Origin of the sequence: Burkholderia sp. 9777_1386 (assembly GCF_015712265.1) — a bacterium.
Lineage (GTDB): Bacteria > Pseudomonadota > Gammaproteobacteria > Burkholderiales > Burkholderiaceae > Burkholderia > Burkholderia cenocepacia.
Map to the genome: position 1 here is coordinate 1 of NZ_JACCQB010000056.1, position 25610 is coordinate 25610.

General features: G+C 66.9%; 22 protein-coding genes. 17 read left to right on the forward strand and 5 right to left on the reverse strand.

Going from position 1 to position 25610, the window contains the following annotated elements:
- Positions 1-185 precede the first annotated feature (185 nt).
- Positions 186-1451, reverse strand: coding sequence for an SGNH/GDSL hydrolase family protein (locus H0X91_RS28980; RefSeq protein WP_196433567.1), 1266 nt, complete (start codon positions 1449-1451; stop codon positions 186-188).
- 200 nt (positions 1452-1651) lie between these two features.
- Between H0X91_RS28980 and paaA the strand changes: the two genes are divergently transcribed.
- The 8 genes from paaA to H0X91_RS29020 all read left to right on the forward strand — a co-directional run bounded on the left by paaA (position 1652) and on the right by H0X91_RS29020 (position 7905).
- The gene (gene paaA / locus H0X91_RS28985; protein WP_034201096.1) at positions 1652-2650 is read left to right on the forward strand and encodes a 1,2-phenylacetyl-CoA epoxidase subunit PaaA; all 999 of its coding nucleotides are present in this window, start codon (positions 1652-1654) and stop codon (positions 2648-2650) included.
- A 35-nt stretch (positions 2651-2685) separates the two neighbouring features.
- Positions 2686-2970, forward strand: a complete 285-nt coding sequence (gene paaB, locus H0X91_RS28990) for a 1,2-phenylacetyl-CoA epoxidase subunit PaaB (protein WP_006482881.1) — start codon at positions 2686-2688, stop codon at positions 2968-2970.
- 10 nt (positions 2971-2980) lie between these two features.
- Entirely contained in the window at positions 2981-3784 is an 804-nt protein-coding gene (paaC, locus tag H0X91_RS28995) for a 1,2-phenylacetyl-CoA epoxidase subunit PaaC (RefSeq protein WP_196433568.1), read from the forward strand.
- A gap of 25 nt (positions 3785-3809) precedes the next feature.
- The gene (gene paaD, locus H0X91_RS29000; protein ID WP_006482879.1) at positions 3810-4364 is read left to right on the forward strand and encodes a 1,2-phenylacetyl-CoA epoxidase subunit PaaD; all 555 of its coding nucleotides are present in this window, start codon (positions 3810-3812) and stop codon (positions 4362-4364) included.
- Between the two features lie 2 nt (positions 4365-4366).
- Positions 4367-5455 carry a 1,2-phenylacetyl-CoA epoxidase subunit PaaE gene (gene paaE / locus H0X91_RS29005; RefSeq protein ID WP_048992256.1) on the forward strand — a complete coding sequence of 363 codons (1089 nt, stop codon included), beginning with the start codon at positions 4367-4369 and terminating at the stop codon, positions 5453-5455.
- A 127-nt stretch (positions 5456-5582) separates the two neighbouring features.
- Positions 5583-6404, forward strand: a complete 822-nt coding sequence (locus tag H0X91_RS29010; RefSeq protein WP_012492290.1) for a DUF1835 domain-containing protein — start codon at positions 5583-5585, stop codon at positions 6402-6404.
- 13 nt (positions 6405-6417) lie between these two features.
- The gene (locus tag H0X91_RS29015; protein ID WP_006482923.1) at positions 6418-7023 is read left to right on the forward strand and encodes a TetR/AcrR family transcriptional regulator; all 606 of its coding nucleotides are present in this window, start codon (positions 6418-6420) and stop codon (positions 7021-7023) included.
- Between the two features lie 234 nt (positions 7024-7257).
- Entirely contained in the window at positions 7258-7905 is a 648-nt protein-coding gene (locus H0X91_RS29020; protein ID WP_006497421.1) for a GNAT family N-acetyltransferase, read from the forward strand.
- Between the two features lie 66 nt (positions 7906-7971).
- Here the strand turns inward: H0X91_RS29020 and H0X91_RS29025 are convergent, their stop codons facing one another.
- Complete coding sequence (locus tag H0X91_RS29025) at positions 7972-8496, reverse strand: Lrp/AsnC family transcriptional regulator (protein ID WP_006482889.1); 525 nt, start codon at positions 8494-8496, stop codon at positions 7972-7974.
- A gap of 214 nt (positions 8497-8710) precedes the next feature.
- Here H0X91_RS29025 and hppD point away from each other — a divergent pair, with 214 nt between their 5' ends.
- The gene (gene hppD / locus H0X91_RS29030) at positions 8711-9808 is read left to right on the forward strand and encodes a 4-hydroxyphenylpyruvate dioxygenase (protein ID WP_058902223.1); all 1098 of its coding nucleotides are present in this window, start codon (positions 8711-8713) and stop codon (positions 9806-9808) included.
- A 132-nt stretch (positions 9809-9940) separates the two neighbouring features.
- Here the strand turns inward: hppD and H0X91_RS29035 are convergent, their stop codons facing one another.
- On the reverse strand, positions 9941-10135 hold the full coding sequence (locus H0X91_RS29035) for a hypothetical protein (protein WP_006482893.1): 195 nt from the start codon (positions 10133-10135) through the stop codon (positions 9941-9943).
- A 329-nt stretch (positions 10136-10464) separates the two neighbouring features.
- Here H0X91_RS29035 and H0X91_RS29040 point away from each other — a divergent pair, with 329 nt between their 5' ends.
- Positions 10465-14055 carry an indolepyruvate ferredoxin oxidoreductase family protein gene (locus H0X91_RS29040; RefSeq protein WP_196433569.1) on the forward strand — a complete coding sequence of 1197 codons (3591 nt, stop codon included), beginning with the start codon at positions 10465-10467 and terminating at the stop codon, positions 14053-14055.
- Positions 14056-14203: 148 nt separating this feature from the next.
- On the opposite strand, the gene H0X91_RS29045 is transcribed toward H0X91_RS29040, so the two are convergent.
- Positions 14204-16474 (reverse strand): NADP-dependent malic enzyme, encoded by a 2271-nt coding sequence (locus H0X91_RS29045; protein WP_006482927.1) that lies wholly within the window; start codon positions 16472-16474, stop codon positions 14204-14206.
- 460 nt (positions 16475-16934) lie between these two features.
- On the opposite strand from H0X91_RS29045, the gene H0X91_RS29050 reads away from it, so the two are divergent.
- The 7 genes from H0X91_RS29050 (at position 16935) to H0X91_RS29080 (ending at position 24494) form a co-directional block, all read left to right on the forward strand.
- Complete coding sequence (locus tag H0X91_RS29050) at positions 16935-17621, forward strand: orotate phosphoribosyltransferase (RefSeq protein ID WP_006482887.1); 687 nt, start codon at positions 16935-16937, stop codon at positions 17619-17621.
- A gap of 240 nt (positions 17622-17861) precedes the next feature.
- Complete coding sequence (locus H0X91_RS29055) at positions 17862-18458, forward strand: YbhB/YbcL family Raf kinase inhibitor-like protein (RefSeq protein ID WP_006482912.1); 597 nt, start codon at positions 17862-17864, stop codon at positions 18456-18458.
- A gap of 214 nt (positions 18459-18672) precedes the next feature.
- The gene (locus H0X91_RS29060) at positions 18673-19245 is read left to right on the forward strand and encodes a flavodoxin family protein (RefSeq protein WP_006497426.1); all 573 of its coding nucleotides are present in this window, start codon (positions 18673-18675) and stop codon (positions 19243-19245) included.
- 191 nt (positions 19246-19436) lie between these two features.
- Positions 19437-20387, forward strand: coding sequence for an N-acetyl-gamma-glutamyl-phosphate reductase (gene argC / locus H0X91_RS29065; RefSeq protein ID WP_006481596.1), 951 nt, complete (start codon positions 19437-19439; stop codon positions 20385-20387).
- 434 nt (positions 20388-20821) lie between these two features.
- Complete coding sequence (locus H0X91_RS29070; RefSeq protein WP_012492289.1) at positions 20822-22252, forward strand: DUF2957 domain-containing protein; 1431 nt, start codon at positions 20822-20824, stop codon at positions 22250-22252.
- A 148-nt stretch (positions 22253-22400) separates the two neighbouring features.
- Entirely contained in the window at positions 22401-23642 is a 1242-nt protein-coding gene (locus H0X91_RS29075) for a DUF2957 domain-containing protein (RefSeq protein WP_006481600.1), read from the forward strand.
- A gap of 18 nt (positions 23643-23660) precedes the next feature.
- Complete coding sequence (locus H0X91_RS29080) at positions 23661-24494, forward strand: OmpW/AlkL family protein (RefSeq protein WP_196433570.1); 834 nt, start codon at positions 23661-23663, stop codon at positions 24492-24494.
- Between the two features lie 184 nt (positions 24495-24678).
- On the opposite strand, the gene H0X91_RS29085 is transcribed toward H0X91_RS29080, so the two are convergent.
- Positions 24679-25608, reverse strand: a complete 930-nt coding sequence (locus tag H0X91_RS29085; protein WP_058902220.1) for a LysR family transcriptional regulator — start codon at positions 25606-25608, stop codon at positions 24679-24681.
- Positions 25609-25610: the final 2 nt, after the last annotated feature.

Here is a 25610-nt window from a genome sequence, read left to right on the forward strand (position 1 = left end):
GTTTCCGTTGGCGCGAAAGAGGCGTGATTCTAAGCACCTGTCCCCATCCATGCAAGCGCTTTTGTGAAGAAAGTTTGAAAAAGCCTCCGTGCGCTCACGCGCACGGAGGCTTTGGGCTCGACGGGCCGGGAAGCGCGGACGATCCACCAGCCGTCGGCAACGTTCCTTTCTATATATAGAACGTGTCAGTTGCCGCCCGCAGCAGCCTGCAGTCGCTCAATCGGCACCGCGTCGGCCATCGCCGTGTAGCCGGCGTCGCTCGGATGGATACCGTCGCCGCTATCGTATCGGCGTTGCAGCACGCTCGGGCGCGCCGGATCGCGCAGCGCCGCGTCGAAGTCCACGACGCCGTCGAACCCGCCGCCGCTGCGGATCCACCGATTCACCTCGAGCCGGATCGCCTCGCGCCCGGCCGGCAGCGCCGCCGGCGTGAGTGTCGCGCCGAAGACCTTCACGCCCTGTCGGTGCGCCGTCTCGATCAGCCGGCGATAGCCATCGATCAGCGATGCAGCCGTCACCTGCGTATGCGGGTAATCGCAATCGAGCCCCGCGCGCGGCGGCATCGCCGCGAAATTGATGTCGTTGATCCCGATCAGCACGATCGCCGCCTTCACGCCCGATCGCGACAGCGCGTCACGCTCGAACCGCGACGCCAGCGACGTGCCGTAGCACGCGGAATCGCTGAGCAGCCGGTTCCCGCTGATGCCGAGATTCACGACGCCGACCGAATCGGCACCCGCTGCCGCCAGCCGGCGTGCGAGCGCGTCGGGCCAGCGGCGGTTCCGGTTCACGCTGGAGCGCAGCCCGTCGGTGATCGAATCGCCGATCGCCGCGACGCTGGCGTGTGCGGGACCAGCTTCGACGGCCAGTTCGGTCACCCACGCATATTGGGTGAAGCGGGTGCGAAACGTCGCGGCGCCCGGATCGTTCACGTGATCACCCGGCCCGGACACATAGTTGAACTGGTTCGACACGCGATGCCAGACCGTCATCCGCTGGTTCGGCCCCATCTGGAGGCTGATCGCATACGGCTGCGCGGCCGTCACGCCGATCGCCACCGGGTCGCTTTCGAGTTCCTGGCCCGGCGCGAGCGTCACCGACGCCTTGCCGCCGAACCGGACCGGCACCGCCGCACCACCGGCGAGCGCGGCCCCTTCGCCGGCGCGCGCGAGACTCGCGGCCACGACGACCAGCGGCGCGCGACCGTATGCGTTGCTCACGCGAATCCGCGCCGCCCGCCCCGACACGGTCGGGTAGACGATCTGACGCACGGTTCGCCCGGCCACGTCTGGCGCGCGGTAGAGCGGCGGCGGTGCGGCGAGGTCGGGAATCGGCTGCAGCGCGGTCGCCCACGCAGCGACCCACCCGGCCGGCGCGGCCGACGCTGCAAGCGGCGACACGAGAACGGCCGCACCCAGCACAGCCGCGGCGAAACTGCTTCGAAATGACATCGGCAAAATCCTCATCGGAAAGCGGGCATTGTGCCGCAGAAGATGCCGGCCCCACGTGCGGGGCCGCACTTGCTCCGCTTGATCGCGCCCCGATGTCCCTCGTTTACCCGAGTCCCGCCGCAAATCCACAAGAAATTTATTAACCGACCGGTCGGTTGGTTTATACTTCGCACACACTCAACCGGACGAGAGCCTTCGCCATGTACACGCAATCCCTCGACATCCCCGGCAACGTCGCGCCGCTCGACGCCGCAGCCGAGTCGCCCGAGCAGGCGCGGTTCGATGCGGTGATGGCCGCGGACGGCAAGATCGAACCGCAGGACTGGATGCCCGACGCGTATCGCAAGACGCTGGTGCGCCAGATCTCGCAGCACGCGCACTCCGAAGTCGTCGGCATGCTGCCGGAAGGCAACTGGATCTCGCGCGCGCCGAGCCTGAAGCGCAAGGCGATCCTGCTCGCGAAGGTGCAGGACGAAGCCGGCCACGGCCTCTATCTTTATAGCGCGGCCGAAACGCTCGGCGTATCGCGCGATTCGCTGATCGACGCGCTGCACGCCGGCAAGGCGAAATACTCGAGCATCTTCAACTACCCGACGCCGACCTGGGCCGACGTCGGCGTGATCGGCTGGCTGGTCGACGGCGCCGCGATCATGAACCAGATCCCGCTGTGCCGCTGCACGTACGGTCCGTACGCGCGCGCGATGATTCGCGTGTGCAAGGAGGAGTCGTTCCATCAGCGCCAGGGTTTCGACGCGTTGCTGTCGATGATGAAGGGCACCGACGCGCAGCGCGCGATGGTCCAGCAGGCCGTGAACCGCTGGTGGTGGCCGGTGCTGATGATGTTCGGCCCGAGCGACGCCGATTCGGTCCACAGCAGCCAGTCCGCCAAATGGGGCATCAAGCGGATCTCGAACGACGATCTGCGCCAGAAATTCGTCGACGCGACGGTCGACCAGGCGAAGGTGCTCGGCGTGACGCTGCCCGACCCCGACCTGAAATGGAACGAAGCGCGTGGCCACCACGACTACGGCGCGATCGACTGGGACGAATTCTGGCGCGTGGTCAACGGCGACGGCCCGTGCAACAAGGAACGCCTCGCGACGCGCGTGAAAGCCCACGAGGATGGCGCCTGGGTGCGCGAAGCCGCGCTCGCGCACGAAGCGAAGCGCCGCGCCCGCGCCGAACAGCAGGCCGCCTGAGCGGCCCCCTCGAATTCAGGAATCAGGAGAAAACGATGAACAAGGAATGGCCGATCTGGGAAGTGTTCGTGCGCAGCAAGCAGGGCCTCGACCACAAGCATTGCGGCAGCCTGCACGCGGCCGACGCGACGATGGCGCTGCGCATGGCGCGCGACGTCTACACGCGTCGCCAGGAAGGCGTGAGCATCTGGGTGGTGCCGTCGTCGGCGATCACCGCGTCGGACCCGAGCGAGAAGGCCGAACTGTTCGAACCGGCGGGCGACAAGATCTACCGTCATCCGACGTTCTACACGCTGCCCGACGAAGTCAACCACATGTAACGCCCGCGCCATGACGATCACGCCCGAACACCTCTCCTACGTGCTGCGCCTCGCGGACAACGCGCTGATCCTCGGTCAGCGCAATGCCGAATGGTGCGGCCACGGCCCGATCCTCGAGGAAGACATCGCGCTCACCAACATGAGCCTCGACCTCATCGGCCAGGCGCGCATGCTGTACACGCACGCGGCCGAGCTCGAGCGCCAGCTCACCGGCGCGACGAAGACCGAGGACGACTACGCGTACTTCCGCACCGAGCGTGAGTTCGCGAACTTCACGCTCGCCGAACTGCCGCACTACGGCCCGGTCTCCGGCACCGCGCACGCCGACAAGGACTACGCGGTGACGATCGTGCGCAACTTCCTGTACGCGGCGCTGATGCTGCACATATGGAGCGCGCTGGAGACGTCGACCGACACGCAACTGGCGGCGATCGCCGCGAAATCGGTGAAGGAAACCCGTTATCACGTCCAGCATGCGCGCGAGTGGCTCGTGCGCCTCGGCGACGGCACCGACGAATCGCACCGCCGCGCGCAGGCCGCGCTCGACTACCTGATGCCGTACACACGCGAATTTTTCGCCGCCGATGCGATCGACGACGCGATCGTCGCACCGGGCATCGGCCCGGCGCCGGCCGCGATCGAGGCCGCGTGGCGCGCGGACGTGGATGACGCGCTCGCGGAAGCCACGCTCACGTTGCCGGCGCCGGTGAAGCATGTGACGACCGGCAAGCAGGGCGAGCACTCGGAGCACATGGGCTACCTGCTCGCCGAAATGCAGAGCCTCGCGCGCCAGCATCCCGGCGCGAGCTGGTAACCGGCCCACGCCACGGAGCCCGACGATGTCCGCCCAGACCGCCGCCCCTGCCCCCGCCGCGCACCGCGACGATCCGTTGCTCGCCCGCGCGTGGGACGTGCTCGAAGCCGTGCCCGATCCGGAGATCCCGGTCGTGTCGATCCGCGAGCTCGGCATCCTGCGCGACGTCCGCCGCGCGGATGACGGCCAGCTCGAAGTCGTGATCACGCCGACCTACTCGGGCTGCCCGGCGATGTCGCAGATCGCCGAGGACATCGCCGCCGCGCTGCAGGCCGCCGACTTGCCGCCGCACCGGATCGAGACGGTGCTCGCTCCCGCGTGGACGACCGACTGGATTACGCAGGAAGCGCGCGACAAGCTGCGCGCGTACGGTATCGCGCCGCCGGTCGGCCAGTGCGGCAGCGCCGCGCCGCGGGAGAACGTCGTGCGCTTCGTGCCGCGGCCGGTCGCGGCACCCACCTGCCCGCGCTGCGGCTCCGCGCGCACCGAACGTCTCGCGCAATTCGCGTCCACGGCCTGCAAGGCGCTGTATCGCTGCGTCGACTGCCGCGAACCCTTCGACTACTTCAAACCCTACTGAATATGGCGACCCCGCAATTTCACCCGCTGCGTATCCGCGACGTGCGGCCCGAGACCGCCGACGCCGTGACCGTCTCGTTCGACGTGCCGCCCGAATTGCGCGACGCGTACCGCTTCACGCAGGGCCAGTTCGTCACGCTGAAGACCCACATCGACGGCGAGGAGACGCGCCGCTCGTATTCGATCTGCGTCGGCACGACGGACTACGACCGTGACGGCGAACTGCGCATCGGCATCAAGCGCGTGCGCGGCGGCCGCTTCTCGAACTTCGCGTTCGATACGCTGAAGCCCGGCCACATGATCGACGTGATGACACCGGATGGCCGCTTCTTCACGCACCTGAACGCCGACCACGGCAAGCAGTACGTCGCGTTTTCCGGCGGCTCGGGGATCACGCCGGTGCTCGCGATCGTGAAGACGACGCTCGAACTCGAGCCGCGCAGCACGTTCACGCTGATCTACGGCAACCGCAGCGTCGACGCGATCATGTTCGCGGAGGAGCTCGAGGACCTGAAGAACCGCTACATGAACCGCTTCGTCCTCTACCACGTGCTGTCGGACGATCTGCAGGACGTCGAGCTGTTCAACGGCGTGCTCGACCAGGCGAAATGCGCGGAATTCCTCGCCACGCTGACACCGGCCGACGCGATCGACGAGGCGTTCATCTGCGGCCCGGCGCCGATGATGGACGCCGCCGAAGCCGCGCTGAAGGCGGCCGGCGTGCCGCAGGCGAAGGTGCATGTCGAGCGCTTCGGCACGCCGCTGCCGCAGGCCGGCGCACCGGTCGTCGAGATCACCGACCAGACGCCGGCCGCCGATCTCGAGATCGTGCTCGACGGCAAGAAGCGCAAGCTGCGCTTGCCGTACGAAGGCGTGAGCCTGCTCGACGTGGGCCTGCGCGCGGGCCTCGCGCTGCCGTATGCGTGCAAGGGCGGCGTGTGCTGCACATGCCGCGCGAAGGTGGTCGAAGGCGAAGTGCGGATGGAGAAGAACTACACGCTCGAGGAGCACGAGGTGAAGGATGGTTTCGTGCTGACGTGCCAGTGCCACCCGATCAGCGACAAGGTCGTCGTGAGCTTCGACGAACGTTGAGCGGCATCGCGTCGCGGCGCCCGACGGTTTCTCGCCGTCACACATCTCGCTTACACTAGGGGCCGCCGGCCGGCTGGACATCGCAACGTCCGCCCGTCGGCGGTTTTCTTTTGTTGACGACAGGCCGATGAGTACCATTCATGTGATTCAGGGCGGCACCGCCGCCGCGTCGCTGCGCGAGGCTCTCGTGCAAGCCGGACGCGACGAGCGCGTCGTCGGTTTGCTCGACGATCTCGGCGTCGGGCCACTGAAGGGCGCCGACGAGACGCCCGACACGCGCGCCGCTTTCTGGCAGCACGTGCTCGGCGACCAGATTCCCGACTGGAACGCGGAAATCGAAGGCGAATTCGCCCGCCTCGACCAGCTCGCGATGGATACCGGCCAGGTCGTCGTGTGGCATGCGCCGAGCGTCGGCGACAAGCTGCTGCTGCGCCGCGTCGCCTATCACCTGCGCAACGTGCCGCAGCGCCTGAACGAGGTACGGCTGTCGGCCGCCGACCTCGACGCCGCGCAGCGCGCATCGCTGTCGCGTACCGACCAGGCCTGCGCGACCGGGATGTTCTCGCCCGCGGAACTGGCGCGCAAGCGGCCGGTGGCCGCGCCGATCTCGGTCCTGCGCATCGGCCGCCTTGCGCTCGAGTGGCAGGAGGCGAAGCACCTGAACGCCGAGCTGCGTTATTGGGTCAGCAACACGATCAAGAGCGGCCACTACGCCGATCTCGACGCGCTGATCGTCGCGCGCGCGGAAACCGACTGGCAGCCCGCGCGGCGCCTCGTCGGCAGCATCATGGCCGCCGCCGACCGCGGCGGGCTGTTCGTCAGCGACTCGATCGCGTGGTGGCGCTGCCGCGAACTCGCGGCCACCGGCCGACTCGAGCTGCAGGACGACGCGCCCGCGGCCCTCTCTTCCACGCAGGTGCGCGCGGCCCCGGCCGCCGCGCACCGCTAATCTTCCTTCGACCATGGCCCGAACCCGAGCGCCCGACCACGAATCCCAGCGCGAGCAGATCCTCGACCTGGCCGCCGAGAAATTCGCGCAGACGAGCTACCCGAGCACGTCGATGTCCGATCTCGCGACCGCGAGCGGTACGTCGAAGGCGCGGCTCTATCACTATTACGAGAGCAAGGAAGCGATCCTGTTCGACCTGCTCGATCGCTACACCAAACGGCTGATGCTGATCATCGCCGAGGTCGAGGGTGCGAGCCAGCGGCGCGGCCTCAGCGAGCGCGACGCGTTCGCCGAGCTCGTGCGCGCGTTCCTCGCCGAATACGAGACGTCGCACAGCCGCCACGTCGCGCTGCTCAACGACGTGAAGTATCTGGAGGATGCGCAGCGCGAAATCGTGCTCGACCGCCAGCGCGACATCGTCGCGGCGTTCACGCGGCAGCTCGCGCGCGCGTATCCCGACCGCATCTCGAAGGAAAACCAGACCTCCGTGACGATGATGGTGTTCGGGATGATCAACTGGACCTTCACATGGCTGAAGCCGGGCGGGCGCCTCGGCTACCGCGACTTCGCCGAACAGGTAATCGACCTGATCGAACGCGGGCTGTCGACAGCGGCCTGATGCCGCGCAGCAGCATGCGTTGCGCGGCGGGCACAGTGCGACCGCCCGTCGCGCGTTTCATATGATGAATTTTAAATCCATTAAAAATCAAATAGATAGACGAATAATTAAGCGGATTTAGAATTCACCCTCGGCACAAATAACGTCAAATGCGGGTTTTCCCTTACCTCGGTCGGGTAGAATGCTGTTGCATTGCACAAGCCGCTTGTGCAGCCACACACTGAGGAACCCACGATGAACACGCGATCCAACCGCCGTGCCGATGCTGTCGGCCACGCCGGTACTGCGCCGGTTCTCGTCAGGGAACTGGCTTCCAAAGACCGTGAGCAGATGCTCACCCACTTTCTCTCGCTCGACGAAGAGGACCGCCTGCTGCGCTTCGGCCAGATGGTGCCCGACCACGTGATCGAGAACTATGTCCGCACGATCGATTTCGGTCGCGATACCGTATTCGGCGTGTTCGACCACGATCTCGAACTGATCGGCGTCGGCCACCTGGCCTATCTGCCGGCCGAAGGCGACAAGCGCACGGCCGAATTCGGCGTGTCGGTGCTCGAAAGCGCACGCGGCCGCGGCGTCGGCTCGAAGCTGTTCGAGCGCGCGGCGATCCGCAGCCGCAACACGCACGTGACGATGCTGTACATGCACTGCCTGTCGCGTAACGCGACGATGATGCACATCGCGAAGAAATCCGGGATGCGGATCGAGTACGCGTACGGCGAAGCCGATGCGTACCTGTCGCTGCCGCCCGCCGACCACTCGACGATCATCGCCGAGATGCTGCAGGAACAGGCCGCGGTGTTCGACTACGCGATGAAGCGCCAGGCGCGCCGCACGACGAAGTTCATCGAATCGCTGATACCCGCCGCACTGACGGCCTGACGTCGACGGCGTCGGCCAGCCGGGCCGCGCCTGTGGCGCACCCGGCTCCCCTCCTTTCCCCGCCCGCTAGCGCACCGACCGAATCGGCAACGCCGTCGTTTCCTTGAAGCAGTCGAGCGAAAAGCTCGTCTTCACGTCGATCACCGACGGGTGATGCAGCAGATGCTCCTGCACGAAGCGGGAGAAATGCGCCATGTCCTCGACCTGCACGCGCAGCAGGTAATCCATGTCGCCCGTCATCGCGTGGCACGCGACCACTTCCGGCCAGGCCTGCACGGCCGCGCGAAACAGCTCCGCGTGCGTCGCGCCCGCGCGCGCCGACGTCTCGTCGACCCGGACCGGCGCGAGGCCGCCACGCTTTTCGAGCCGCACGCTCACGTACGCGAGCAGGTCGAGCCCGAGCTTCTGCGGATTCAGCAGTGCGACGTAGCCGGTGATCACGCCGATGTCCTCGAGCCGCCGGATCCGCCGCAGGCACGGGCTCGGCGACAGGTTCACGCGCTCGGCGATCTCCTGGTTCGACAGGCGCCCGTTCTCCTGAAGAATCGCGAGAATTCGCCGATCGATGGCATCCAATTCGGCTTGCGCCATCTTCTGCCCTCCATTGATTATTTTGAGACTGGAAATTGCGCCATCGTAGGCGCGGGCGATCAAGTTCGCAAGTTTCCGCTCGCGGCCGCCCGCTACACTCTGTCGCATGTCTCGACGCGCCGCACACGCTCATTGCGGAGGCGGCCGTCGACATCGAACCAGGCCGAGCACGCGCACGCCGCCCCGGCCGATCGCCCCGCACAGGAGACACGACATGCAGATCCCCAACTGGGACAACCCCGTCGGCACCGACGGCTTCGAATTCATCGAATACACGGCACCGGACCCGAAAGCGCTCGGACACCTGTTCGAACGGATGGGTTTCACCGCGATCGCGCGCCACCGCCACAAGGACGTGACGGTGTACCGCCAGGGCGACATCAATTTCATCATCAACGCCGAACCGGATTCGTTCGCGCAACGCTTCGCGCGCCTGCACGGCCCGTCGATCTGCGCGATCGCGTTCCGCGTGCAGGACGCCGCGAAGGCGTATCAGCGTGCGCTGGAACTCGGCGCGTGGGGCTTCGACAACAAGACGGGCCCGATGGAGCTGAACATCCCGGCGATCAAGGGGATCGGCGATTCGCTGATCTATTTCGTCGACCGCTGGCGCGGCAAGAACGGCGCGCAGCCGGGCGCGATCGGCGACATCAGCATCTACGACGTCGACTTCGAGCCGATTCCCGGCGCGAACCCGAACCCGGTCGGGCACGGCCTCACCTACATCGACCACCTGACGCACAACGTGCATCGCGGCCGCATGCAGGAATGGGCCGAGTTCTACGAGCGCCTGTTCAACTTCCGCGAAGTGCGCTACTTCGACATCGAAGGCAAGGTGACCGGCGTGAAGTCGAAGGCGATGACGTCGCCGTGCGGCAAGATCCGCATCCCGATCAACGAGGAAGGCTCGGACACGGCCGGCCAGATCCAGGAATACCTCGACGCGTATCACGGCGAAGGCATCCAGCACATCGCGCTCGGCGCGAGCGACATCTACCAGGCGGTCGACGGGCTGCGCAGCAAGGACGTGAAGCTGCTCGACACGATCGACACGTATTACGAACTGGTCGACCGCCGCGTGCCGAACCACGGCGAATCGCTGGCCGAGCTGAAGAAACGCAAGATCCTGATCGACGGCGCGCGCGACGACCTGCTGCTGCAGATCTTCACCGAGAACCAGATCGGGCCGATCTTCTTCGAGATCATCCAGCGCAAGGGCAACCAGGGCTTCGGCGAAGGCAACTTCAAGGCGCTGTTCGAATCGATCGAGCTCGACCAGATCCGCCGCGGCGTCGTGCAGGACAAGGCCTGACGCTTGCACCGCGCGGCAGCGGCTCGGCAGCCGGGCCGCCCGCGCGATCCGGCCGCACAAAGAAAAAGGGCGGGAATCCTCGGATTCCCGCCCTTTTGTATTTCGGCGCGGCCCGCAAGCCGCGCGATCGCATCAACGCACGTTCGCCTTCGACTCGGCGGCACGCTCGGCCGACGGCTGGGCTGCGGCGTCCTGGGCCGGCACGATCTGCTGCATCTGCGCGCCGGCTGCCGCCAGTGCGCTCGCGCCTCGCGCGTGCACCGGGCCGGTCATCGAGAAAAACGCGGCGGACACGATCAGGAAACTCTGGATATGACGTGTGTTCATTGCACCTCCTGTAAAACTGCCGGCGCCTCCCCGACTGCGTCGGAACGAACCCACGCGGCCGGGCACCTCCGGCAGGCCGACAAGATTAACGGCATTTGCCCGAAGATCAACGCGGCTTTACATGCTTTTACATGATGTAACGCATCATCCGCCCCGTTTTCGCGGGGCGCCGCCGCGCATTCCCCGCGTTGCAACCGATGGGCGGCGGGTTTGCCCCAGTGCTACCATCCCTTAAAACCGGCGAACATGCCGGCCACTGCAGACGCGTCCAAAAGATGCCGACGCAACCGAAGTTTTGGTGATCCCAGACCGGGTGGAGGAGACAGTTAATGAATGCCCCGCTAGACGCAGACCAACGCGCGTCGCTAGAAGCCGCGCTGAAGTCCGTCACGCTTGACGACAAATACACACTGGAACGCGGCCGCGCGTACATGAGCGGCATCCAGGCCCTCGTGCGCCTGCCGATGCTCCAGCAGGAACGCGACCGCGCCGCCGGTCTCAATACGGCCGGCTTTATCTCCGGCTATCGCGGCTCGCCGCTCGGCGGCCTCGATCTGTCGCTCTGGAAAGCCAAGCAGCACCTGGCCGCCCACCAGATCGTGTTCCAGCCCGGCCTCAACGAAGATCTCGCCGCCACCGCCGTGTGGGGCTCCCAGCAGGTGAACCTGTACCCCGGCGCGAAATACGACGGCGTGTTCGGCATGTGGTACGGCAAGGGCCCGGGCGTCGACCGCACCGGCGACGTCTTCAAGCACGCGAACTCGGCCGGCTCGTCGCAGCACGGCGGCGTGCTGGTGCTCGCCGGCGACGACCACGCGGCGAAATCGTCGACGCTCGCGCACCAGTCCGAACACATCTTCAAGGCTTGCGGGCTGCCGGTGCTGTTCCCGTCGAACGTGCAGGAATATCTCGATTTCGGCCTGCACGGCTGGGCGATGAGCCGCTACTCGGGCCTGTGGGTGGCGCTCAAGTGCGTGACCGACGTCGTCGAATCGTCGGCGTCGGTCGACATCGACCCGCATCGCACCGAGATCGTGCTGCCGACCGATTTCATCCTGCCGGAAGGCGGGCTGAACATCCGCTGGCCCGATCCGCCGCTCGTGCAGGAAGCGCGGCTGCTCGACTACAAGTGGTACGCGGCGCTCGCGTACGTGCGGGCGAACAAGCTCGACCGGATCGAGATCGATTCGCCGAACGCGCGCTTCGGGATCATGACCGGCGGCAAGGCGTATCTCGACGTGCGCCAGGCGCTGACCGACCTCGGCCTCGACGACGAAACCTGCGCGCGGATCGGCATCCGGCTCTACAAGGTCGGCTGCGTGTGGCCGCTCGAAGCGCAGGGCGCGCAGGCGTTCGCGCGCGGCCTCGACGAAATCCTGGTGGTCGAGGAAAAGCGCCAGATCCTCGAATACGCGATCAAGGAAGAGCTGTACAACTGGCCCGACGCGCAACGCCCGCGCGTGTTCGGCAAGTTCGACGAGAAGGATGGCGCCGGCGGCGAATGGTCGGTGCCGATGGGCAACTGGCTGCTGCCTGCGCACTACGAGCTGTCGCCCGCGATCATCGCGAAGGCGATCGCGACGCGGCTCGAGAAGTTCGAATTGCCGTCCGACGTGCGCGCGCGCATCGCCGCGCGGCTCGCGGTGATCAACGCGAAGGAAATGGCGCTCGCGAAGCCGCACGTGCAGACCGAGCGCAAGCCGTGGTTCTGCTCGGGCTGCCCGCACAACACGTCGACCAGCGTGCCGGAAGGCTCGCGCGCGATCGCCGGCATCGGCTGCCACTACATGACCGTGTGGATGGACCGCAGCACGAGCACCTTCAGCCAGATGGGCGGCGAAGGCGTGCCGTGGATCGGCCAGGCGCCGTTCACCGACGAGAAGCACGTGTTCGCGAACCTCGGCGACGGCACCTATTTCCACTCGGGCCTGCTCGCGGTGCGCGCGGCGATCTCGTCGAAGGCGAACATCACCTACAAGATCCTCTACAACGACGCGGTGGCGATGACGGGCGGCCAGCCGGTCGACGGCGTGCTGACGGTGCCGCAGATCACGCACCAGCTCGCGTCCGAAGGCGCGAAGAAGATCGTGATCGTCACCGACGAGCCGGAGAAGTACGACAGCCAGAAGGCGCTGCTCGCGCCCGGCGTGACGATCCATCACCGCGACCAGCTCGACGACGTGCAGCGCGAGCTGCGCGAGATCGAAGGCACGACGATCCTGATCTACGACCAGACTTGCGCGACGGAGAAACGCCGCCGCCGCAAACGCGGCACGTATCCGGACCCGGCCAAGCGCGTCGTGATCAACGACGCGGTGTGCGAAGGCTGCGGCGACTGCTCGGTGCAGTCGAACTGCCTGTCGGTCGAGCCGCTGGAAACCGAATTCGGCACGAAGCGCCAGATCAACCAGTCGAGCTGCAACAAGGACTTTTCGTGCGTGAAGGGCTTCTGCCCGAGCTTCGTCACGGTCGAGGGCGGCCAGTTGAAGAAGCCGAAGGCGGTGTCGGTCGACGGCAGCGCATTGCCGCCGATTCCGGAACCGACGCTGCCGGCGATCGATCGCGCGTACGGCGTGCTCGTCACCGGCGTGGGCGGCACGGGCGTCGTGACGATCGGCGCGCTGCTCGGGATGGCCGCGCATCTGGAAAACAAGGGCGTGACCGTGCTCGACGTCACCGGCCTCGCGCAGAAAGGCGGCGCCGTGATGAGCCACGTGCAGATCTCGCACGCGCCGACCGACATCCACGCGACGCGGATCGCGATGGGCGAAGCCGATCTCGTGATCGGTTGCGATGCGATCGTCACGGCCGGCGACGAGTGCACGTCGCGGATGCGGCACGACACGACGCGGGTGGTCGTCAACAGCGCGCAGACGCCGACCGCCGAGTTCATCAAGAACCCGAACTGGGCGTTCCCGGGCCTGTCCGCCGAGAACGACATCCGCGCGGCGGCCGGTGTTGCGGTCGACTTCATCGACGCGAACCGCTTCGCGGTCGCGCTGCTCGGCGACGCGATCTACACGAACCCGTTCGTGCTCGGCTACGCATGGCAGAAGGGCTGGCTGCCGTTGACGCTCGCGTCGCTCGAACGCGCGATCGAGCTGAACGCCGTGTCGGTCGACAAGAACCGCGCGGCGTTCGACTGGGGCCGCCGCGCCGCGTACGACCTGGCCAGCGTGAAGCAGGCGGCGGCCGGCGACGCCCGGCCCGCGCAAGGCGCCACGGTGATCTCGCTGCACACGAAGAAGGCGGTCGACGCGCTGATCGCGAAGCGCGTGGAGTTCCTCACCGCGTACCAGAACGCCGCGTACGCGTCGCGCTATGCGGCGTTCGTCGACAAGGTGCGCGCCACCGAGCGCGCACTGGCGGACGGCGACACGGTGCAGGAACCGCTGACCGAAGCGGTCGCGCGCAACCTGTTCAAGCTGATGGCGTACAAGGACGAGTACGAGGTCGCGCGGCTGCAGTCCGACCCCGCGTTCCTCGCGCGCCTGCGCGCGCAGTTCGAAGGCGACTGGAAGCTGAAATTCCACCTCGCGCCGCCGCTGTTCGCGAAGACGGACGCCCACGGCCATCTCGTGAAGAAGGCGTACGGCCCGTGGATGATGTCGGCGTTCCGGCTGCTCGCGAAGGCGAAGTTCCTGCGCGGCACGGCGCTCGATCCGTTCGGCCGCACCGCGGAGCGCCGCACCGAGCGCGCGCTGATCGGCGAGTACGAAGCGCTGATCGGCGAGGTGCTGGCGAGGCTGAACGCGGCCAACCGGCCGCTCGCGCTCGAACTCGCGATGCTGCCCAACGGCATTCGGGGCTACGGCCACGTGAAGGAGAACAACCTGCGCGCGGTACGCCAGAAGTGGGACACGCTGCTCGCGAAGTGGCGTTCGCCGGCAGGCGGCCAGTCGCACCAGCAGGTCGCGTAACGCGCGGTCGCGGCGCGGCGTTCGAAGCAGGAACGCCCGCCCGCGCCGCCGCCCGTCGCGGTTCACGCAAAAAAAACGCCACGGAACCCAGGTTCCGTGGCGTTTTTCATTGCGCCGCGCCTGACGCGCGGCACACGCGGGCGTGAGCTTACTTCGTGTTCACGTTCGCGGCGGCAACGGCCGTCATGTTGATGATCCGGCGCACGGTCGCGGCCGGCGTCAGGATGTGGACCGGCTTGGCGGCGCCGAGCAGGAACGGGCCGACCGTCACGCCTTCGCCGCCGACCATCTTCAGCAGGTTGTACGCGATGTTCGCCGCTTCGACGTTCGGCATGATCAGCAGGTTCGCTTCACCCGACAGCGTCGTGCCCGGGAACGCCTGCTTGCGGATCAGTTCCGACAGCGCCGCGTCGCCGTGCATTTCGCCGTCGACTTCGAGGTTCGGCGCACGCTCGACGATCAGCTTGCGGGCCTCGGCCATCCGGCGCGACGACGCCGACGGCGCGCTGCCGAAGTTCGAGTTCGACAGCAGCGCGGCCTTCGGCGCGATGCCGAAGCGCTCGATCTCGGCCGCGGCCTGGATCGTCATGTCGGCGAGCTGGTCGGCGCTCGGCAGCTCGTTCACGTACGTGTCGCACACGAACAGGTTGCGGCCTGGCAGCATCAGCAGGTTCATCGCGGCGAAGTGCTCGGCGCCCTTCGCGCGGCCCAGTACCTGCTCGATGAACTTCAGGTGGCTGTGGAACGTGTCGATCATCCCGCAGATCATCCCGTCCGCATCGCCCAGATGCACGAGCATCGCGCCGATCAGCGTGTTGAACTTGCGCATCGCGGCCTTCGCGACTTCCGGCGTCACGCCGTCGCGCGCGCCGATCTCCTGATACGCCTGCCAGTAGCGGTGGTAGCGCGCATCGTCTTCCGGATCGACGATTTCGAAATCGACGCCGGCCTTCAGCTTCGAGCCGATCTTCTGCAAGCGCATGTCGACGACCGACGGACGGCCGACGATGATCGGCTTCGCGATCTTTTCCAGCAGCACGAACTGCGCGGCGCGCAGCACGCGCTCGTCCTCGCCCTCGGCGAACACGATGCGGGCCTCTTTCTGCTTCGCCGCCGCGAACACCGGGCGCATCACCATGCCGGTGCGGTAGACGGTCGCGCCGAGCTGCTCGCGGTACGCGTCCATGTCCTGGATCGGGCGCGTCGCGACGCCCGAATCCATCGCGGCTTGCGCGACGGCCGGCGCGATCTTGATGATCAGGCGCGGGTCGAACGGCTTCGGGATCAGGTAGTCCGGCCCGAATTCGAGCGAATGGCCTTCATACGCCTTCGCGACTTCCTCGCTCTGGTCGGTTTCCTCGGCCAGCTCGGCGATCGCGCGCACGCACGCGAGCTTCATTTCTTCCGTGATCGTGGTCGCGCCGACGTCGAGCGCGCCGCGGAAGATGAACGGGAAGCACAGCACGTTGTTGACCTGGTTCGGGTAGTCCGAACGGCCGGTCGCGACGATCGCGTCCGGGCGCACGGCCTTCGCGTCTTCCGGGCGGATTTCCGGTTCCGGGTTCGCGAGCGCCAGGATCAGCGGCTTGTCGCCCATCGTCTTGACCATGTCCTGCTTCAGCACGCCCGCGCTCGAGCAGCCGAGGAACACGTCCGCGCCGACGATCGCGTCGGCGAGCGTGCGCGCGTCGGTGTTGGCCGCATAGCGCTGCTTCGACGGATCGAGGTTGCCGCGCCCTTCGTAGATCACGCCCTTCGAATCGGCGACGAGGATGTTCGACTTCGTCAGGCCGAGATTCACCAGCAAGTCCAGACACGCGATCGCCGCCGCGCCCGCGCCCGAACACACGAGCTTCACTTCCGACAGCTTCTTGCCGACGACCTTCAGGCCGTTCAGGATCGCGGCCGACGCGATGATCGCGGTACCGTGCTGGTCGTCGTGGAAGACCGGAATCTTCATTCGCTCGCGCAGCTTCTGCTCGATGTAGAAGCATTCCGGCGCCTTGATGTCCTCGAGGTTGATGCCGCCGAGCGTCGGCTCGAGCATCGCGATCGCCTCGACGAGCTTGTCGGGGTCGGACTCCGACAGTTCGATGTCGAACACGTCGATGCCCGCGAATTTCTTGAAGAGGCAGCCCTTGCCTTCCATCACCGGCTTCGCGGCCAGCGGGCCGATGTTGCCGAGACCCAGCACGGCGGTGCCGTTCGTGATGACGCCGACGAGGTTGCCGCGCGACGTGTACTTCTGCGCGTCGAGCGGATCGGCGTGGATCGCCTCGCACGCGGCGGCGACGCCCGGCGAATACGCGAGCGACAGATCGAGCTGGTTCGACAGCGGCTTGGTCGGGGTGACCGAAATCTTGCCGGGTTTCGGGTTCAGGTGATAAGCGAGAGCGGCCTGCTTCAGTTGTTCGTCCATGATTGACCTGCGAGAGACATGCGGAATATTGACGACTCAGTACACAGCACCTTCGGCCGCGTCTGCTTGAATCGAGGGGATGGTCGACTGCGAGACGGCCCGCGACGCACCGGATCGGCACGCCATCGAACCTTGGCGGATGGCAAGAGGAAAGTACAAAGTACTGAACGATTTCTAAGGGTCGCCTAGTGTACACCCCCTAAATGACGTCCGTTGCTGCGACGCCGCATCTCCGGCATCAGCGCCGGGACGGTCTGCCCCCGTTTGTTTCGCCGGTGGTGAGCCGGGCAGCGAACCCGCGCGAATTCCGCCGAAAACCTGCCTGAATCGGGTAAAATAGCGGGCTACGCGCGCAGCGATGCGGTCGGCCCGCCGATCGCACCCCGGCCCTTCGGGCAGGTTCCCCTTGCTGCGCCACCGGGCCCGCGCCCGCTCCTCGCTCATCACCCAAGGAATGCCCATGACAGGCTACGATCGTCAGTCGATCTCGGATACGACCGCCAAAATCCTGCTCGAAGTGCAGGCGGTGCACTTCAATGCCGAAAAACCGTTCATCTTCACGTCCGGCTGGGCAAGCCCCGTCTATATCGACTGCCGCAAGCTGATCTCGTATCCGCGCGTGCGCCGTGCGCTGATGGAAATGGCGGAAACGACGATCACGCGCGACATCGGCTTCGAGCAGATCGACGCGGTGGCGGGCGGCGAGACGGCCGGCATCCCGTTCGCGGCATGGATCGCGGACCGGATGATGGTGCCGATGCAGTACGTGCGCAAAAAGCCGAAGGGTTTCGGCCGCAATGCGCAGATCGAAGGCCATCTCGAGGAAGGCTCGCGCGTGCTGCTGGTGGAAGACCTGACCACCGACAGCCGCAGCAAGATCAACTTCGTCAACGCGCTGCGCACCGCGGGCGCGACGGTGAACCACTGCTTCGTGCTGTTCCACTACAACATCTTCAAGGAAAGCGTGTCGGTCCTGAAGGACATCGACGTCGACCTGCACGCGCTCGCGACGTGGTGGGACGTGCTGCGCGTCGCGAAGGCGTCGGGCTACTTCGAGACGAAGACGCTCGACGAAGTCGAGAAATTCCTGCACGCACCGGCCGAATGGTCGGCCGCGCACGGCGGCGCGACGGCCCCGAAGGAATGACGCCCCGCCGGCATGCATGCCGGCGCACTGGCTGAACGAGCCGCCTGCTTCATCGCAGGCGGTTTTTTTTCGTCCGTCGCGTTGCGCGCCGACCGCGCGCAATCGCGGGCGCCGGTGTGCGTCGCTCATCGAACCCTAATGCTAGACTTGATCCATCGCCGCCCTCAGCTGCGCGGGCAACATACAACGCCAACAATGCCGGGAGCCTCGGCCCGGCCCACGTGACGGGAGAAGCGCCATATGCGTGTGGATCGCCGGATCACTCCGCCTGCGCCATCGGGTCGCCCTTCTCCGCTCCGTTTCTCCGCCCTCCTGTGCGCCGCCGTCTTCGCGGCGCTGCCCGCGCATGCGGAAGGCCCGTTCACCGTGACGAGCGACGACCTGACGGCGGGCGCCCGCGTGCGGCCCGCGAACGTGTTCGACCGCGGCGACTGCAAGGGCGCGAACCGCTCGCCGCAACTCGCATGGCACAACCCGCCGCCGGGCACGCGCGGCTACGCGGTCACGATCTTCGATCCCGACGCGCCGGGGCACGGCTGGTGGCACTGGGCCGTCGCGGGCATCCCGGCGACCGTCACGAGCCTGCCGGCCGATGCGAGCGCGTCCGGCTTCCTGCGCCGCATCGGCGCGAGCGAGGCGCGCAACGACTTCGGAATCGACGGCTACGGCGGCCCGTGCCCACCGCCCGGCAAACCGCATCGCTACGTGATCACCGTCTACGCGCTGAAAGGCACCGACCTGCGTATCTCGCAAGGCCGCCCCGCGCCGATGTTCGAGCACGAGATCGGCACGCTCGCGATCGGCACCGCGCGACTCACGGTCACTTACGGGCAGTAGGTAAGCGCGCGCCGCCGCCCGTGGCGGTCGCGATTGCCCGCGCCCGCGAATTTCTGTGCGCGGCCTGCGCGCTTTCTTCCGGTCATTTCGGCTTGCTAGACTCGGCTGCACCGGTCGCGGCATCCCGCCGCGCATCCGTCGCGCCGCCCAACTGCGGCGCGTGTCGCGGCGAGCCTGCGGGCCGCCGTTCCCGTCCCTTTCCGGAGAACGCTTCATGTCGAACATCGTCATCGTCTATCACAGCGGCTACGGTCACACGCAGAAACTGGCCGAGGCCGTGCACGCCGGTGCGCAGGATGCCGGCGCCGCCGCACGCCTCCTCGCCGTCGGCGAGCTCGACGACGCGGGCTGGGCCGCGCTCGACGCGGCGGACGCGATCGTCTTCGGCGCGCCGACCTACATGGGCGGCCCGTCCGCGCAGTTCAAGCAATTCGCCGACGCGACCTCGAAACCGTGGTTTACGCAGAAATGGAAGGACAAGATCGCCGCGGGCTTCACGAACTCCGCGACGATGAACGGCGACAAGTTCTCGACGATTCAGTATTTCGTCACGCTGGCGATGCAACATGGGATGGTGTGGGTCGGCACGGGCATGATGCCGGCCAACTCGAAGGCGGCCACGCGCAACGACATCAACTACGTCGGCGGCTTCACGGGCCTGCTCGCGCAGTCGCCGGCGGACGCGACGCCCGATGAGGGCCCGCTGCCCGGCGACCTCGATACCGCGAAGGCGTTCGGCCGGCGCGTCGCCGAAGCGACGGCGCGCTGGGTGGCCGGCGGCCGCTGAGCGCGCCCGGGGCACCCGCCCGCTCGCACCGGCCGCTGGCGTGGCCGCGCAGCGTGGGGGTGCACCAAAGGGACACAAGACGGCCCGCGGGCCGTCTTTTTTTCGCCCCGTGCGGTACAGGCCCGCCGGATGACGTCTTAAAATGGCGGTTTCAGGGCGCCGCGGCTCCCGTTTCATTCAGTGAGAGCGAAATGAGCACCAAAGTTTTTGTCGACGGCCAGGAAGGCACGACCGGCCTCAAGATCTTCGAATACCTGTCGGCACGCAGCGACATCGAGATCCTGCGCATCGATGAAGCGAAGCGCAAGGACGTCGACGAGCGCCGTCGCCTGATCAACGCGTCCGACGTCACGTTCCTGTGCCTGCCGGACGTCGCGTCGCGCGAATCCGCGTCGCTCGTCGAGAACCCGAACACCACGCTGATCGACGCGAGCACCGCGTTCCGCACCCATGCCGACTGGGCCTACGGCCTGCCCGAGCTGACCCGCGCGCAGCGCGAGAAGATTCGTACGTCGAAGCGCATCGCGGTGCCCGGCTGCCACGCATCGGCGTTCGTGCTCGCGATGCGGCCGCTCGTCGATGCGGGCATCGTCGCGCCGACGTTCGCCGCGCACAGCTACTCGATCACCGGCTACAGCGGCGGCGGCAAGTCGATGATCGCCGAGTACGAAAGCGCCGCGCCGGGCGGCAAGCTCGCGAGCCCGCGCCCGTATGCGCTCGGCCTCGCGCACAAGCACCTGCCCGAAATGGCCGCGCACACCGGCCTCGCGAACGCACCGATCTTCACGCCGATCGTCGGCCCGTTCCTGAAAGGCCTCGCGGTGACGACCTACTTCACGCCCGGGCAGCTCGCGAAGCGCGCGACGCCGCAGGACGTGCAGCGCGTGTTCGCCGAGTACTACGCGGACGAAGCGTTCGTGCGCGTCGCACCGTTCGACGCGGATGCGAACCTCGACAGCGGCTTCTTCGACGTGCAGGCGAACAACGACACGAACCGCGTCGACCTGTTCGTGTTCGGCAACGCGGAGCGCTTCGTCACGGTCGCGCGCCTCGACAACCTCGGCAAGGGCGCGTCGGGCGCCGCGATCCAGTGCATGAACCTCAACATCGGCGCGGCCGAGGACGCCGGCCTCAAACGCTGATTCAGCATCGCATGCCATGCAAAGCCGGCCACTGGCCGGCTTTTTATTTACCCGTATCAGGCAATATATAAAAACACCGGATCGCGCATTTACAAATATTTACAAGCTTTCCATTGCGCGATTACCAGTGAATTAATCCAGTCCGTTCTTTATCCAGTCAATCCCGAATAGGGATAAACCGGATACCGTCGATTTAAACGCTGCCGTTATACGCAGGAAGGCGCGGCGCGAGCGTGCCAGGCGTCGCGCAGCCCCCACTCCGGCAGCTTTCGACGGCCCGCCGCGCGTTTTAATTCTTACCAACCGCCTTATCGGGCAAGGATTCAAATTGCCGATCCCGTTTCAATCGCCTTTTTTAGACGGGTTCATCAATTGACAGCAAAAATCCAGGCAGCGACATTAGCTCGCACAATTAAACGATTGGAGACAGCGGCATGTCGCACGCCTTATCGAAGGGGGTGGCAACGGCCTTTGCCATTGCCCCTTTCCTGGTTGCATGTGGTGGGGGGGACTCTGGCGGCGCGCTCGCGCCGATCGATGCGCCCCAATGTTCCGGCTCGAGCTGCGGCACGCAAGGGCCGCCGCCTTCGCAGCCGATCAACGGCGCACTGTGCCCGGCCAACGCGGATATCGTGAAGAGCACGTATCTCGGCGGCGCGGGCAGCGGCGAGATCGTCAGCGTCAACATCGACGCGGTCGCGATGACGTACACGCTCAAGTGGCTCGAATCGCCGATTCCGCTGAAGACGGGCACCGTCACGCCGAGCCGCGCCGGCACGACGATCACCGGCAAGGTCGTCCATCCGCCGACCGGCACGCTGCCGACCGCCGAGCAGACGCGCTGCGCGTTCGTCCTCACGCCGGGCACCGGCACCGCGCCGGACGGTTCGACCTATTCGACGGCCGCCGACTTCAACCAGGCGAACCCGCCGATGCTGCTGGTCGGCATGGGCGTGGCGGGCGGTGGCATTCCCGGCGCGACGGTTCAGTACGACGGGCTGACGATCAGCGTGATCGGCCTCCCCGTATTCCAGAACGTCGGCCAGGTGCCCAATCGCCACTTCGACTTCTACCCGTTCCTCGGCTTCGCGAACACGACGACCGACCTCACGAAGCTGCCGGGCACGTACAACGCGCTGCTCTATCACCTCGTGCCGTCGGGCAACTATGCAACGAAGGGCGTCAACTCCAGCGAGACGTTCGATGCGAACGGCGCGTGCACGTCGAGCGGTTCGGGCGGCTGCCAGACCACCGGCGATCCATGGAAGACGAGCGCGAACGGCGGCTACTTCGACAGCACCCAGGCACCGCAGATCCTGCCGCAAACGAAGCTGCCCCTGATCGGCGCGACCGGCAAGTCGGCCACCGCGCACATGGTGATCGGCCAGCTCAACGGCGCGACGGTGCCGGTAATCGTGCGCACCGGCTACGTGAACCTCGGCACGCCGCCGTTGCACACCGACGCAAAGGTCGACGACGAATCGGGCATCGCGGTGCTCGGCGCGGCGACGGCGATCACGTCGGGCGCGATCGACGGCGGCTACGCGGGCGCGGACTCGAACTTCAAGTACACGGCTGCGCTGATCCGCGGCAGCAACGCGTCGTTCATCAACCCGTCCACGCAGGCCGAGGAAGACGGCTTCACGCTCGACTACGGCCAGGCGACGCCGGGCCTGCTGAACGCGAAGACTACCCCGCCGAGCGGCGCGAGCTACCCGTCCGCATCGGGCGTGGTGATCGCGACGGGCGGCCTGTATGCGGCGCTGATCCAGGGCACGGTGAACGGCGGCGTCACGCCGACGTCGGCGAATTCGACGACGTCGTCGACCCCGTACTTCGGCGTGGGCGCGCAGATCAGCAAGTAGCGATCGAGGACGCGGCGGCCGGCCTGCCGCCGCGCATTGCAGGGAAGGCACGAAGGCGCTCGGCACGGCGCAAGCAGGACGAGCACGACCAACAGAAGCGGCCGACAGGGAGCTGGCCGCCGCACAAAGACAAATCTGGAGGAGCAACATGAAGCGCAACCTCATTCTGGCGGCGGCCCTTGCCGCCCCCCTTCTTTCGGCTTGCGGCGGCGGCAGCGACAATCCGCCCCCGCTCGTCGAAGACCGGCTTTGCCCGGCCACGCTCGACTACAACACCGTGTTCACGGGCGGCGCGGGCAGCGGCGAACTCGCGAAGGTGCAGCTCGACACGACCAAGATGACCTGGCAGGTCACCTATGTCGAATCGCCGGTACCGCAAAAGACCGGCACCGTCGTGCCGACCCGCGCGGGCACCGTCGACAGCGGCACGCTCACGCAGGAAACGCTGCTGCCGACCAACAAGCTGAACCAGTGCGCGTTCCGCCTGAACGGCGCGAGCCTCGACGCGTCGCGTCCGGCGCGCATCTTCGTCGGCTTCGGCGTCGCGGGCGGCACGATTCCCGGCAAGGAGATCCAGTTCGACGGCGTGCTCGGCCAGGCGGCGGTGCCCGACACGAAATTCCCGTACTACCCGTTCATCGGCTTCTCGTCGATCGAAACCGACATCACGAAGGTCGCGGGCACGTACAGCCACATCGGCTTCGGCGAAGTGCCGTCGCAGAAATTCGCGCCGGCGTCGATCGACGCGAAGGTGACGATCAACGCGGACGGCACGTGGACCAAGTGCGACACGACGGGCCAGTTCGCGGGCGGCGCGTGCGTGCAGCAAGGCACGAACTTCGTGCAGTCGGCCGACGGCAGCGGCGCGTTCCAGTCGAACAACTACCGGAGCCAGCTGAAGCCGACGCTGTCGGCCACGCCGCAGGGCAAGGGCTTCATGATCGTCGGCAAGCTGCGCAACCAGCTCGTGCCGATCCTCGTGCGCACGGGTGTCGCGAACCCGAACCCGACGCCGGACAGCAACGGCGTGCCGGGCCTGACCGCCGACGACGAATCGAGCATCTCGATCCTCGCGCCGCAGACGGCGGTGGCGGCCGGTTCGCAGAACGGCGAGTACATCGGCGTCGACAGCCAGTTCGACTACCGGACCACCGCGCTGATCGACAAGCAGGCCACGCTGCTCGATCCGTTCCAGCCGTCGCAGGCGTCGCTCGCGACCGCGCTCGATCTCGACTACACGCAGAAGGTGCCGGGCACGGTCACGACGATCCACACGGGTTCGGGCAGCACGTCGCCGACCGGCAAGTTCATCTTCACGGGTGGCGTGTTCGGTTTCCTCGACAACGCGGGATCGACGCCGTATTTCACGATCGGCGCATTCGTCCAGTAAGCGGAGGGAAAAGCCGTGATGAAGAAAACCCTTCTCTGCGCGGCGGCCGGCGCCGCCGCCGTGGCGCCGCTCGCGGCGCACGCGCAGAGCGCCGGCAGCAACGTCGTCACGCTGGGCTGGTTCCACATCATGCCGCAGCAGAGCAGCACGCCGATGACGACCAACGTCGCGCCGACGCCGATCAACACGCCGCTGCGGCTGCCGCCGTCGTTCACGTCGCCGGGCACCGGGCTGCACACGAGCGGCGCGGACACCGTCGGCCTGACGATCAGCCACTTCCTGACCGACCACATCGCGGTCACGTCGGTGGCCGGCGTGCCGCCGGTGTTCAAGGTGTCGGGCCAGGGCACGATCAAGCCGCCCGGCCCGGCCGGCGCGCTCGGCACGCAGAACATCGGGCTGGGCTCGGTCAACCCGATCGTGAAGAGCGTGCGGCAGTGGAGCCCCGCGGTGATCCTGCAGTACTACTTCGGGCAGGCCACCGCGAAGTTCCGGCCGTTCCTCGGCCTCGGCGTGTCGTACAACTGGTTCAGCGACCTGCAGCTCAACACGAACTTCATCAAGCAGACGCAGGACAACCTCGGCGCGATTCTCGCGGCGGGCGCGGGCAAGCCGGGCACGACCTCGGTGGAAGCGAAGGCGTCGTCGTCCTGGCAGCCGGTGTTCAACGCGGGCCTGCAGTACAACATGACGGAACACTTCGGGCTGGTGGCGTCGGTCACCTACATCCCGCTGAAGACGACGTCGACGGTGACGATCAAGGCGGCCGACGGCTCGGTGCTCGCCGAGTCGAAATCGGACCTGAAGGCGGACCCGATCATCAGCTACGTCGGGATGACGTACAAGTTCTGAGCGCGGCGACAGCCGGCAACGGAAGCGCCGCGACAAAATCGCACGCAAAAAAAAGCCCGCCTAAGTGGCGGGCTGAATCCATATCAGAGGAGACATGGAGGAGACAGTTCCAATGATATCGAATCGGTTTCCGCAATGCAACATTTCCGTAGAGAAAATAAGGATTTTCCCTCGAATGCGGCCTCTAGTCCGCCGTAACGGCACCTGACCCCGTTCCGTTCTCCCGCTCGAGCACCTCGCCCAGCGCGTCGCGCAGCAGCGCGACCGGCCGCATCAGCCGGCCCGGTAACGCGCCGTGCACGATCCACACGTTGATTCGCGTTTCCAGCCCCGCCGTTTCCACGATCCGCAGCGCATCGCGATGCGCACTGCGCGCCAGCGCGTTCGGCGGCGCGATGCCGATGCCGGCGCCGCGCGCGACGAGCGACAACTGCAGCTCCGAGCCGAAGGCCTCGACCGCGACGTCGAACGGCAGCCCGGCCGCGCCGAGCGCGCGGCTCAGCGCCGAGCGCATTCCGCAGCCGTCCTGGCTCAGCACCCACGGAAAACCCGACAGCGTGTCGAGCGACAGCGGGCCGTCCGGCAGCGGGAAATCGCGCGCGGCGACGAGCACCGTCGGCTGCGTGGCGAGCAGCGTCGCGGTCAGCGCGTCGGGCAGCGTCGCGCTCGCCGGCACCATCGCGGTGGCGACGTCGAGCGCGCCGCGCTCGATGCCCTGCACCAGCGCAGGCGACCAGCCGGCCGTCACGCGCAGCGTGAGGCGCGGGAATGCATCGCGCAGCCGGTCGATCGGCCGCTCCAGCGCGAGCTCGGACAGGAACGGCGGCACGCCGATGCGCAGCTCGCCCGACGGCTCGCTGTCCGGCGCGCCCGCCGCCATCAACTCGTCGACCGCGCCGAGCACGTTGCGCGCGAGCGCGTAGACGTCGCGCCCGGCCGCGGTCGGCTTCAGCGGCTTGCTCTGCCGTTCGAGCAGCGGCACGCCGAGCAGCGTTTCGAGGTTCTGCACGCGCCGCGTCAGGCCCGGCTGCGTCAGGTGGAGCTTCGCGGCCGCGGCGACCATCGACCCGCTGTCGACGACCGCGACGAACGCCTGGAGATCACGCGTATTCAAAA